The organism is Vibrio bathopelagicus, assembly GCF_014879975.1.
GTDB classification, from domain to species: Bacteria; Pseudomonadota; Gammaproteobacteria; order Enterobacterales; family Vibrionaceae; genus Vibrio; species Vibrio bathopelagicus.
The window spans coordinates 1,124,894-1,137,262 of record NZ_CP062501.1 but is presented as its reverse complement, the minus strand read 5'-3'; the positions used below and the strand labels follow the sequence as shown (position 1 = coordinate 1,137,262).

Below are 12,369 nucleotides of genomic sequence, written 5' to 3'. Positions count from 1 at the left end.
TCGGCTCAATGTCGATACCAATTCATTTGTTTTACTTCTCGCTACTTTCAAGTTAAACCATTAAGCAATCACGAGTTTTCAATACTGCCTTATGAATTATCACCAATATCACCCAATCGACGTTGTAAACGGCCCAGGAACACGCTGCACCTTGTTTGTGTCGGGTTGTGTGCACCAGTGCCGTGGGTGTTATAACCAATCGACACAAAGGTTGGACTCTGGGCATCTGTTTACTCAAGAACTACAAGACCAAATTATCGCTGATCTCAATGATCCTCGAATAAAGCGTCGTGGTTTATCGCTTTCTGGTGGTGACCCTCTGCATCCGGCAAACGTGTCTGAAGTGCTTAAGCTTGTTCAGCGTGTAAAAGCGGAGTGCGAAGGTAAAGACATTTGGATGTGGACTGGCTACGAGCTAGATGAGCTGGATGAAAAGCAGAAGCAAGTATTGGAATACGTTGATACCCTGATTGACGGTCGTTTCGAACAAGATAAAGCGGATCCAATGTTAGATTGGCGTGGTAGCTCGAACCAAATCATCCATCGATTTACTGACTTATAAGTCTTGCCTGATTCAGAACTCTCGTAAACAGGAATAGAAATAGAAAAAAGGGCTTCATCTTTAGCGCAATGCCACAAATCAGCCCTTGGGTGTGAGTTCTTTTGAATTTATCGCCCGATCATAAATGTCAGTTAAAGCGTCTGTTTAAATAGGAATGTGCTCAGGTTCTTCTATTAGGTTGTTAATCCACTTCTTAGACTGAATTCGTTGGCTGGTTAAAATTATCTTGGCCAGTTCTTCTAATAGCACAATCATTAATACCCACTCTAAAGACCAACCCAACACCAAAGCGGTAAAATAGGCGAGGGGAATTCCAATTGCCCACTGGCCAAATAGGTCGATGAAGATGCTGTAGTTGATGTCTCCACCGCTTTTCAACACACCACCAATGCCAACCATATTGAAGACTCTTAGTATCATGCCGAGTGCCATTACTAAGGTAACGTTAACTGCTGTGTCTTTAAGCTCTAAGTGAGTAAGACCAATCATGTATATGATCGCGGGTTTAGAAAACCAGCACAACAAGGCTAACAGAGCCGCAAGCCCACAGCTGACCAAGACATACCCCCAAGCGGTGTTTTCAACACGTTGATAGTTCTTCGCGCCGATCTCGTTGCCTAAAATGATCGAAGCCGCGACTGCAAACCCTATGAACGCCGAGATCAAGATGCTTTCTACCGGCGATAATAATGAGATTATCGCAAGCTCGCCAACGCCCATCTGACCAACAATAACGTTATAAATCAGTATTCCACCCGCCCAAGCCGTGTCATGAACCAACATAGGTATGGCTATCGTAAAGTACTTCTTTCTATGCTTCGGTAATATCGCATCTCGCCAATTGCTTAATGTTGGGAATAGATGCGTATAGTGTTTCTTCGCCATGATAAGCAGGGCAATCGTTTGAAAGAATCGAGAAATTGTGGTGCCAATCGCCGCGCCAACAACACCTAGCTCTGGAAAGCCGAATAAGCCGAAGATAAGCAATGCATTGAGAATCGCATTGACGACGATCGCCCAAATACTGATTTTGGTTGGTAGCTTAGCTTCGCCGACCGATCGCAGTGCACTTTCTAGCGGCACAACTACGGCGGTACCAATAAGGCTGGCTCCTGTTATCCAAAGGTAATCCGTTGCCAATCGGACGTAATCAGGGTCTGAGGCCACCACAGACACCACTGATTCAGGAACCAATGTATAGATGAATACAAAGGGGATGATGGCAAAGATCGACAGTGCCCATGATTGCGCTAGTGTGCGTCGAATTCCGTTGAAATCTCCCGCGCCAAAATATTGCGAAGCTAGCACGCTCACGGCTCCACTAATCCCCGACACCATGATCAAGTTGAAGAAGAAGATACGGTTGCCAACGCCAACCGCGGCGGTTGCAGAATCACCAAGCTGATTGACCATAAAAATATCGACCACGCCAAGCAGTGAAAACAACATGGTTTGCAATGAGACTGGTAAACCAATGTGCAATAATTTTTGCCAAAATTCTTTGTCTAAATGACGATATGTCGAGAGCATCGCATTTCCCCTCTAGTGAATATGCGAGAAGTTTATCGGCATTTGTTTTGTCTGTATTGTTCCTGTTCATCACAAACTTTTGCCAAACTATCTACTTTAATGGTCTGGCAACCTGAATGAGCTAACAGTGGAATGGTTGAGAAACAAGAACGGTATGAGATTTCAGACAAGACGCATCAAGAGTTTGTCGATCAAACCCATGTCTTGGCATTTGAAGAGCTCGGTATCGTTCAGTGTGGGACGGCATCGTGTCGAGACTTTTTTTCTGTCTATCGCAAGAACCAACAGAAACACATGCTGTTGTATACCGTGAGAGGCAAGGGTTGGCTCGAAAGCGAAGGATGTCGCTATATTCTAGAACCGGGCTCGTGCATTACCGTTCCAGCAGGTATTGAGAATGGCTTTGGTATTGAAGAAGAAACATGGCAGATCGCGTGGATCTTTCTCTCGCCCGATAAACAATGGGAAAATGTCGTCAGTGATGAAGTGAGTTACACGCTGTCTCCGGCAGCAGAAGTCGTCTCGTCGTGCATTCACACTCTATTGAGAAGCATTGCCTTACCCATCGATTTGGGTGGAGCAATTGCGATTCACAGCGTGGCCCAAATCGAATTCATGATTAATGCGCCGGTCCCGCAGCAGCAGTCACGAAATTTGATTCGCTTAAAACGCGTGTTCGACAACGTACAAAAGCAGCTTCACAAAGAGTGGAACGTTCATGAACTCGCGAACTTATTCCCTTGTTCAGAGCCACACTTCCATCGCTTGTGCCAACGTTATTATTCTCATAGCCCTATGACTCACATTATGCGCATGAGAATGGAGTACGCGGCGCGATTGCTTAGGTCGAGTGATTGGTCGATTCAACATATCGGTGAGATAGTTGGCTACCCCAATGCTGCCAACTTCAGTACTCGGTTTAAGGCGTGGTCAGGAATGACACCAAGACAATTCAAACAAAGTGCCCAATAACAATCTTAATCTGGCACATGGAAGCATAAGAATATGGAAACATAAGACACATAGAAATAAAGCGCTTTAAATTGTGAAATAGGTCATTAGGTGTTTGAAATTTGCACTATTTATCCGTTTGAAACGACCAATCTCTGATTACTTATGGTAACTAAGAGCTTCTATTAAAAAATGTTTCTGATTTTAGTACGAAAATGTTAACGTGAAATCCATTACTTGAATTTCAAAGGGTTGTGACTTTCATGTTTTCACATCTACCAAAACCAACTTTAGATCCAATTTTATCTCTTTCTGTCGCTTACCGTGGCGACCCTCGTACTGACAAAGTCGATTTAGGCATTGGCGTTTACAAAAACGACCAAGGCGAAACACCTATCATGAAAGCCGTTTCTATGGCTCAAGATATTGTTGTCGAGACTCAGAAAACCAAAGCTTACGTTGGCCTAGCAGGCTGTGAAGAGTTTAACCAGAGCATGGTTGATCTGCTGCTTAAAGGGACTTCAGCAATAGGTCGTGTAGCCGCGATTCAAACACCAGGTGCAAGTGGTGCACTTCGTATGTTGGGTGACTTAATGAAAGTTTCTCAACCAGACACCACGGTTTGGATTTCAAACCCAAGCTACGTAAACCATAAACCGGTGATGGAAGCGGCAGGCTTAAAGGTTCGATACTACAATTACTTCAGTCCTGAAACTAAGCAAGTTGATGTTGCAAGAATGATGGAAGACCTATCAACAGCGGGTCCATCAGACGTGGTACTACTTCACGGTTGCTGCCATAACCCAACGGGTGCTGATATCAATTTTGAAGCGTGGCAGGAAATTACTAAGTTATCGCAAAAAAATGGTTTCTTACCGTTCGTTGATATTGCCTACCAAGGCTTTGGCGATGGCCTAGAAGAAGATGCGAAAGGTCTTCAACACATGGCTAACAACGTAGAAGAAATGCTGATCACAACATCTTGCTCGAAGAACTTCGGTTTGTATCGTGAAAGAACGGGTGCTGCGATCGTTATTGGCAAGAATAGCGAACACGTTGGCAACGCAAGAGGTAAGCTTCTTACGCTGGCTCGTTCAACTTACACGATGCCGCCTGATCACGGTGCTGCTCTGGTTAAAACAATTCTTCAGAATCAAGAGCTAACGAAGATTTGGAAGCAAGAGTTGAGTGAAATGCAGCAACGTTTGTTAAATCTGCGCCAAAGTTTATGTGATGAATTGCGAAATACTTATAACACGTCACAATTTGACTTCATTGAAAGCCATAAAGGTATGTTTAGTGTACTAGGCTTTAAAGAAACTCAAATGAATCAATTACGTGAAGAATATGGAGTCTATGGTGTTGGTGATGGACGCATCAATATTGCAGGCCTTTCCGAATCTCATATTCCTTACGTAGCAAAGGCGATAGCCAACGTATCAAAATAAAAGGTGACTGAATGTACAATTGGAAAGCGATTATAACCCTGATGTTAAGTGGTGGCCTGTTTGCTTGTTCGACGACGACTCAAGTTCCTGTCGAGCCAGAGCAAAAGCCTCAAATCGAACAACCTGTTGTTGATGATTCTTCAAAGGGTGAGACTGAAGCAACGGAAGGCGAGAAAGTAACGGAACCTACAGAAAAGCCTGAAGAAGTAAAACCAGTAGAGCCTGCTGAACCTGAGGTAAAACCTGCCCCTGTTGAAAAGCCAGTAGAGAAGGCTAGAAAAACAAGTGATGGCAAATTGATCCTTGGTGAAGAAGAGTGGGTGTTTGTTCCTGGTCTTAAAGAAGCATTTAAAGCTCGTGTCGATACAGGTGCGACGACGTCATCAATCAGTGCAGTCGATATTGTCGATTTCGAACGTGACGGCAAAGATTGGGTCAAATTTAAAATTGAACATGATGGCATCACAACGGAAGAGGTGAGCTTACCTGTAGAACGTTGGGTGAAGATCAAGCAATCAAGTGCTGAAGGCACACAGCGACGTGCTGTTGTTGTCGCTTCAATTCAAATCGGTGATCTAAAAGACAAGACTGAGTTTACGTTAGCAGACCGAACGCATCTTTCTTTCCCACTTCTTTTGGGTAGAAGCTTCTTTAGAGATGTTGCGGTAGTAGATGTAAGCCAAAAGTACGTTCAAAAGAAAATTACTAAATAACGGTTCATCTTGTCATCAAGGCTTTTATTCTTGAAGAGAGATAGTTTTAAAAGCGATTAGTTTCAAGAACAAGACGAGCTTTAAGATCGATTAGATTCAAGAGCAAATAGCTTTAATTGCAATAAGCTTAGAACACTTGTTAGTGTCGATAAACAGAATCCCTGTCAGTTCAACTGGCGGGGATTTTTCTATTTACACGTTAATAACGTATGAAAAGCATCTAAATGGTCTATGTTTACCATTCGTTTACTGTTTAGCCTCGACAACGTGATCGAGATCTCTATATAATCCGCGCTTCGATTTTTGTTTAATCCATACTTTCGTACTTCTTATTTAGGTTATAGAAATAGTCTAATAATTATCTGTCAGTACACGCTTAGGAATTAGTTCTTTGATATCTACCGCGAACATCACAATGCAATTTGGCGCAGAGCCGCTGTTTGAAAACATCTCTGCTAAATTTGGTAACGGCAACCGCTACGGTTTGATCGGCGCCAATGGTTGCGGAAAATCAACGTTCATGAAAATCCTAAGTGGTGCATTAACGCCAAGCTCGGGTAACGTTTCTATCACTCCAGGTGAAAAACTGGGTGTCTTGAGCCAAGATCAGTTCGCATTCGAACAGTACAGCGTTATCGATGTTGTGATCATGGGCGACAGAAAGTTGTGGGAAGTAAAACAAGAACGTGACCGCATTTACTCTTTGCCAGAAATGAGCGAAGACGATGGCATGAAAGTCGCTGAACTTGAAAGCGAATTCGCGGAAATGGATGGCTACACAGCAGAAAGCCGTGCAGGTGACATCCTAATTCAAGCGGGTATCGAAGAAGAGTTTCACTTCGGCCTGATGCAACAAGTTGCTCCGGGTTGGAAGCTGCGTGTGCTATTGGCACAGGCACTGTTCGCAAACCCAGATATCTTGCTTCTTGATGAACCAACCAACAACTTGGACATTCACACGATTAACTGGCTTGCTGAAGAGCTAAACCAGCGTAAATGTACAATGATCATCATTTCGCACGATAGACACTTCCTGAACTCTGTATGTACGCACATGGCGGATATCGACTATGGCGAACTTCGTGTTTACCCAGGTAACTACGAGTACTTCCTAGAAGCATCTGGGTTGATTCGTGACCAACTTTTAGCGAACAATGCTAAGAAAGCGGCTGAGATCAGCGAACTTCAAGACTTCGTAAACCGTTTTGGTGCAAACGCATCTAAAGCGAAACAAGCAAGTTCTCGTGCGAAGAAAATGGACAAAATCACGCTTGATGAAGTGAAGTCATCGAGCCGTATGAGCCCATCAATTGATTTTGGTGAAGGTAAGAAACTACACCGTCAAGCGCTTGAACTTAAAGAGCTTGGTCACGGCTTCGATGGCGAAACACTGTTTGCTGGTGGCAACTTGCTGCTTGAAGCGGGTACACGTCTTGCCGTTATCGGTGAGAACGGTGTGGGTAAAACCACGCTGCTACGTTGTCTAGTTCAAGAGCTAGAGCAAAACGAAGGCATCGTTAAATGGTCTGAAAACGCGTCTGTAGGCTACTGCCCACAAGACAGCACAACAGACTTCGACAATGATTTGAGCATCTTCGATTGGATCTCACAATGGCGTACTGCGAAGCACGATGACCTTATGGTACGTGGCATTTTGGGCCGTCTATTGTTTACTGCTGATGATGCAAACAAGAAAGCACGTAACTGTTCTGGTGGTGAGAAAAACCGTCTGTTATTTGGCAAGCTAATGATGCAAGACATCAACGTACTTGTTATGGACGAACCAACGAACCACATGGACATGGAAGCAATCCAAGCTCTTAATGATGCGTTAAAGGTTTACACTGGCACGCTTATCTTCGTAAGCCATGACCGTGAGTTTGTTTCTTCACTAGCAAATCACATCATTGATGTGAAAGACCAACAGCTAGTAAGCTTCCAAGGTACTTATGAAGAGTACTTAGACCACCAGAAAAAGATGCTGATGGTTAACTTATAGTCGTGTTGATTAGCGGCTAGGTAACTCTGTATACAAACTAAGTCACGTACAGCTAATTTGATACGAACATAAAGAAAGCCCCCGAACACAACAGTGGTCGGGGGCTTTTTGTTTGGGCTACGTTTTATAAGCAACGACAGCTAGAATCTAATCACTACAATTAGTATTTGAACAACTGAACTTGTGTATTCAATTGTTGAGCGATACCGCGCAGCTCTTCAGATAAATGGCGAGAGTTGTCGGCCTCAGTTGACATGTTATCTGACACGTCATTAACCAACTGAATATTCTTACTCACTTCACCGGTTACGGTTCTTTGCTCGGAAGCCGCATTTGAGATTTGTGACGCCATATCGGAGATCTGTTGAATCGACGTCGCAATCTCTTCTAGTGCAGTCGTGGCGTTGTTTGCATCATCAACACTAGACTGCGCCAAGTCTTGACTGCGTTGCATTGACTCCACTGCACTGACGCTGTTTTTCTGAAGAGTCTCAATCATTTCACGAATCTCATCAGTAGAGCTGTGAGTACGTTGAGAAAGAACTCGAACTTCGTCTGCGACAACGGCAAAACCACGACCTTGTTCACCCGCACGTGCCGCTTCAATGGCCGCATTCAGAGCGAGTAGGTTGGTTTGTTCCGCGATATCTGAAATTGTTGCCAGTATCGCATTGATATCCAACGCATTCTTCTCAACTTCTTGAATGATTCCTGAAGCATTTTCTACTTGTTGAGCAAGGTTAGTGATCGAATCTTGGTTACGAATAATCACTTGTTTGCCCTGTTCGCAGTTTTCGGTCGATCCAATCGCTGAATCTGCTGTCATTTGTGCGTTGTTTGCCACTTCTTCTGCCGTTGCCGACATCTCGTGTACTGCTGTGGCAATTTGTGAAATCTCATGAAGTTGAACCGACAGGCCTTCACTCGTCTGACGTGCAACATTGGTACTGACTTCAGATTGCTGATTGAGCTGATGAGAAGAATCAGCAATATCACGCACGATCTCTTGTAGCTTAGCGATAAACGCGTTGACGTGGTGCGCAAGCGTGCCGATCTCGTCTTTGCTATTCACGGTGATACGCTGTGTTAAGTCGCCATCGCCTTTAGACAATGCTTCCATAGCTGAGCTTAACGTCGTTAATGGCGCAAGTGCTTTCTTGATGATGAACATCGCAACAAATGCGATAACGGCAAGCTGTATTAGGCCAAAGATCGCCGATTGGCGCAGTAATGAGCGGTAAGAGGCAAAAGATTTGGTTTTATCGATAACGACCGTGAAATACCAATCGGTGTGTGGGACTTTCTTTGCCGAGAGTAGAGATTCAGCGCCATCAATCGTCAGCTCTTCAAATGCTGGGTCTCGTGCAAGCGATTGGATCTTTTGAGCTGAAAGGTTACTTGAAATGTTAGAAACCGACTTAAGCGTTAGGTTGCGGTCTCTATGGGCAACGATATTACCTTTGCCGTCGACAAGAAATGCATAAACCCCAGGTTGCTCTATGTTCACCACATCTTTGATTAAGGTGGTGAGGTTAAGATCTGCGCCGATGACACCAGAGTAACCGTTGGTGCTAAAAGGGCTCGCGATGGTTACCACAAGGTCATTGGTTGCCACATCAATGTAAGGTTCAGTGACCACAGTTTGCCCTGTCGCCATCGGCTTTTTGTACCAATCACGTGTGCGAGGGTCGTAGCCTTGAGGAACCGGCAAGTCAACGCCTTGTAGAAAGCGGCCATCAGAAAGACCAGCATAAGCAATTTGGAATTGACCTGCGTTGGTGCTTTGCGTGAAGTAACTTGTTGGGTCGTCTGTGTATTTAAACGCGTCTTTGGCTGCGTTTACCACGTTGATGCGTCCTGTAACCCATTTCTCAATACCGGAAACATTGGCATTAGTAAGAGTTGTCGAATACTGCTGGATAGAGCGGTAAGTTTCGTTAAGAAGTTGCTTCCCTGTTATGTATGTCTGAATCATTGTCATCGCGAAAATAACGACAACAAACATCAATGTTAATTTGTTCTTGATTGAAATGTTGCTAACACCCATTTACGGTACTTCACTCTATTTGAATTTTTAGAGAGGGTATCAGTACGACATACTATCGTAAAGTGGTTTTATCAATCGGGATCTATTAAGAAATTTATTATATGGAAAGAGCTCTAAAACAGAGAGTTAGAGAGGTTGTTGATCGCGAAGACCTTTGGTTTTTGTATCAAACAGTGAGGTGCAAAACAGGGCATAACGAAAGGTTTTTCTAAGGCTAACCAGTGTTAGAACCGATTAGCCTAGAGGTATCGCATAGTAAATTAATACCGATCTATCAATTATTTACTGTGCTTTAAGCATCGAACGGTTTATTAGAAACCGAATCGAGCCGACATTAAGATTTGGTGGCCGTAAGTGCCGTTGTTTCGCATATCAAGGCCAACAGAAAGTTGATCCGTAGAGTGGAAACGTGCACCAACACCAACTATTGAATGCGTGTCGTCGTTGTCGATCAGTTGGCCTAGGCGTGCGTTAACTTCAACGTTTGCCATTAACCATGCTCTCAAGCCAATATTGACTTCAGTTTTGATGTGGTTGTCGTCATTACGCTCAATGTTGTGCAGTAGCATTTGACCCGTTACGTCAGCAAATTGACTAATTGGACCATTAAATCCCATACCTACAGCCGCATCCCAATCACTTTCAAATTCAGAATCGATACGTGCAACGAGGTGTGAGTTCTGGGTGAACATTGTCGTGACTTCACCACCGAAAGTACTCGGGCTCGTACCCATGCGCAGCTCGAATGTGTTGTAGTTAAAGTTGTTTGCAGACGCAGAGAATGAACACAGTGCAGCTAACCCCAGAAGGACAGTCTTGTTTGTGCGACCTAGCATGGTGACTCCATATAAATTGTATTTTTCGGCAGTATATACAAAAAAGCATGCAATATGCAGGCCAATTTATTGAAGCTCGTTATTTAAAGCGAGATCTTTGAGTTTTGAAGTTTACAACACTTGGATGTGGTCAACTTCGATCTCTGGTGTTTTACCACCTTCGTACTCGCCGAAGATACGCACTTTAGTCTCTGCCGTTAGTGGTTGTGCTAGGTGAATATCGTCATCCAGTTCAATTTGAATTTCACTCTGTCCGTCAGAGAAGATAAATGTGTCATTCTTAAGCTGGCGAACAATCTTGCCATCTATAATCGCGTCCTGCTCTGAAAACATGCTTGTGTCTGCAAGTAGTGTTGCAACAGAAACGGTCTCAATTGGCCCTGTGTAAGCGATAGGGCTTTCGTGCTTGCTGTTGGCACTATTGTTGTTGTGGTCACCAGCCATTGCGAAAGTAGGAGCAAGAATAATAGTGGTTGCGATAGCTAATACAGTTTTTTTCATGATGAATTCCTTAATGTTGTTTTTAGTAGAAACGTTGTTCTTAATTTGAAACGTTTCTTTTCGTTGATACGCTTATTTTGTTTGTAAGCTTCGTTTCGATGGAGCTATTAAACAACACTAGGGTTGAATCCAGAGTGAGTAAGGTATTCATTTTCCATTCATTTTATTGAGCATCTACTCGGCAATGACGTTAAGATGGAGGCAGAGAAATATTGCCCACAGCTATAAATTGAATATTAAAAATTAAAACATTAAGGATTGAAGTACAGATGCGAGCACCATTAAGCGCCCTTATGGTTCAAGGGACAACGTCAGATGCCGGGAAAAGTGTTTTGGTGGCAGGTTTATGCCGTGTATTGGCCAGAAAAGGCATCAAAGTGGCACCGTTTAAGCCACAAAACATGGCTTTAAACAGTGCTGTGACAAAAGATGGTGGCGAAATTGGTCGCGCGCAAGCGGTTCAGGCGCAAGCTTGTAATATTGAGCCGTCTGTTCACATGAACCCTGTATTGTTGAAACCGAACTCAGACACGGGCGCTCAAGTGATACTTCAAGGCCGAGCGATCAGTAATATGGAAGCGACGGGATACCATGATTATAAGAAAATCGCGATGAATACAGTTATTGATTCATTCGACCGACTTTCTGCAGAATATGAAAGTGTCATGATTGAAGGTGCGGGTAGCCCAGCTGAAATCAACCTACGTGAAAATGACATCGCTAACATGGGATTTGCTGAGAAAGCAGACATCCCTGTGATTATCGTGGCTGATATCGACCGTGGCGGCGTGTTTGCGCACCTCTACGGCACATTGGCACTATTATCTGAGTCTGAACAAGATCGCGTAAAAGGTTTTGTGATTAACCGCTTTAGAGGCGATATCGCGTTGCTCCAATCAGGCCTTGATTGGCTAGAAGAGAAAACCGGTAAGCCAGTGATTGGTGTTCTACCATATCTTCATGGTTTCAACCTTGAAGCGGAAGATGCCATCACTTCAGCCCAAGAGTCTGACGGAGAAGCTAAACTTAAAGTCGTGGTGCCTGTTCTAACCCGAATTAGCAATCACACAGACTTTGATGCGCTGCGACTCAATCCTTCCATTGATTTACGTTACGTAGGCAAAGGTGAGCGTGTAAACAACGCGGATTTGATTATCTTGCCGGGCACAAAATCAGTAAGAGCCGATTTGGATTACCTAAAAGAGCAAGGGTGGGATAAAGATATTCAGCGCCACCTACGTTTAGGTGGCAAGGTGATGGGTATTTGTGGTGGTTACCAGATGCTAGGAAAGATCATCCACGATCCGGATGGTGTTGAGGGTGAACCAGGTAGCAGTGAAGGGTTAGGGTATCTCGATACTGAAACGACCTTAACGCAGCAGAAAACCTTAACTAACGTGCGCGGCACCATGACGCTAGATGGAAAATCAGCACAAGTAAAAGGTTATGAAATTCACGTAGGTAGGACTGATGTCAATGAAACAGCCTTACCGGTTCAGTTAGAATCAGGCAGCCTAGACGGCGCTGTAAATCAAGACAACTCCATTTTTGGTACTTACCTGCATGGCGTATTCGATAACAGTGATGCATTATCGCTTATTTGCGAATGGGCAGGAGCCAATGATGTAACCGCGATTGACCACGAACAACTTAAAGAGTTGGGTATTAACCGAATCGCTGATGCCATCGAAGAGCACTTAAATCTTGATTTGCTGTGGCCAGAATTGAAGGTTTAAGCCTGAATTGAAAATATCAGTTAACAGCTGAAACGAACAACAGATA

At 43.9% G+C, this 12,369-nt stretch carries 10 protein-coding genes; 6 read left to right on the top strand and 4 right to left on the bottom strand.

Going from position 1 to position 12,369, the window contains the following annotated elements; translation table 11 throughout:
• Positions 1 to 91: 91 nt before the first annotated feature.
• A complete protein-coding gene (nrdG, locus tag IHV80_RS21305; protein ID WP_102555045.1) occupies positions 92 to 562 on the top strand; it encodes an anaerobic ribonucleoside-triphosphate reductase-activating protein in 471 nt (156 codons plus the stop codon).
• Between the two features lie 144 nt (positions 563 to 706).
• Here nrdG and IHV80_RS21300 read toward each other — a convergent pair whose 3' ends face one another.
• Positions 707 to 2,092 carry an MATE family efflux transporter gene (locus IHV80_RS21300; RefSeq protein ID WP_192890868.1) on the bottom strand — a complete coding sequence of 462 codons (1,386 nt, stop codon included), beginning with the start codon at positions 2,090 to 2,092 and terminating at the stop codon, positions 707 to 709.
• 132 nt (positions 2,093 to 2,224) lie between these two features.
• Between IHV80_RS21300 and IHV80_RS21295 the strand changes: the two genes are divergently transcribed.
• The 4 genes from IHV80_RS21295 (at position 2,225) to IHV80_RS21280 (ending at position 7,203) form a co-directional block, all read left to right on the top strand.
• Positions 2,225 to 3,064, top strand: a complete 840-nt coding sequence (locus IHV80_RS21295; RefSeq protein WP_192890867.1) for an AraC family transcriptional regulator — start codon at positions 2,225 to 2,227, stop codon at positions 3,062 to 3,064.
• Between the two features lie 242 nt (positions 3,065 to 3,306).
• Positions 3,307 to 4,491, top strand: a complete 1,185-nt coding sequence (locus tag IHV80_RS21290) for an amino acid aminotransferase (RefSeq protein ID WP_192890866.1) — start codon at positions 3,307 to 3,309, stop codon at positions 4,489 to 4,491.
• Positions 4,492 to 4,502: 11 nt separating this feature from the next.
• A complete protein-coding gene (locus IHV80_RS21285) occupies positions 4,503 to 5,204 on the top strand; it encodes a putative ATP-dependent zinc protease (protein ID WP_102435167.1) in 702 nt (233 codons plus the stop codon).
• Positions 5,205 to 5,595: 391 nt separating this feature from the next.
• Entirely contained in the window at positions 5,596 to 7,203 is a 1,608-nt protein-coding gene (locus IHV80_RS21280) for an ABC-F family ATPase (RefSeq protein WP_192890865.1), read from the top strand.
• Between the two features lie 160 nt (positions 7,204 to 7,363).
• On the opposite strand, the gene IHV80_RS21275 is transcribed toward IHV80_RS21280, so the two are convergent.
• The 3 genes from IHV80_RS21275 to IHV80_RS21265 form a co-directional block, all read right to left on the bottom strand.
• Complete coding sequence (locus IHV80_RS21275) at positions 7,364 to 9,250, bottom strand: methyl-accepting chemotaxis protein (RefSeq protein WP_192890864.1); 1,887 nt, start codon at positions 9,248 to 9,250, stop codon at positions 7,364 to 7,366.
• Between the two features lie 311 nt (positions 9,251 to 9,561).
• Positions 9,562 to 10,086 carry a hypothetical protein gene (locus tag IHV80_RS21270; protein ID WP_192890863.1) on the bottom strand — a complete coding sequence of 175 codons (525 nt, stop codon included), beginning with the start codon at positions 10,084 to 10,086 and terminating at the stop codon, positions 9,562 to 9,564.
• A 111-nt stretch (positions 10,087 to 10,197) separates the two neighbouring features.
• Positions 10,198 to 10,587 (bottom strand): YgiW/YdeI family stress tolerance OB fold protein, encoded by a 390-nt coding sequence (locus IHV80_RS21265; protein ID WP_192890862.1) that lies wholly within the window; start codon positions 10,585 to 10,587, stop codon positions 10,198 to 10,200.
• A gap of 269 nt (positions 10,588 to 10,856) precedes the next feature.
• Here IHV80_RS21265 and IHV80_RS21260 point away from each other — a divergent pair, with 269 nt between their 5' ends.
• Positions 10,857 to 12,323: a cobyric acid synthase gene (locus IHV80_RS21260; protein WP_192890861.1), complete on the top strand. Its 1,467-nt coding sequence runs from the start codon at positions 10,857 to 10,859 to the stop codon at positions 12,321 to 12,323.
• Positions 12,324 to 12,369: the final 46 nt, after the last annotated feature.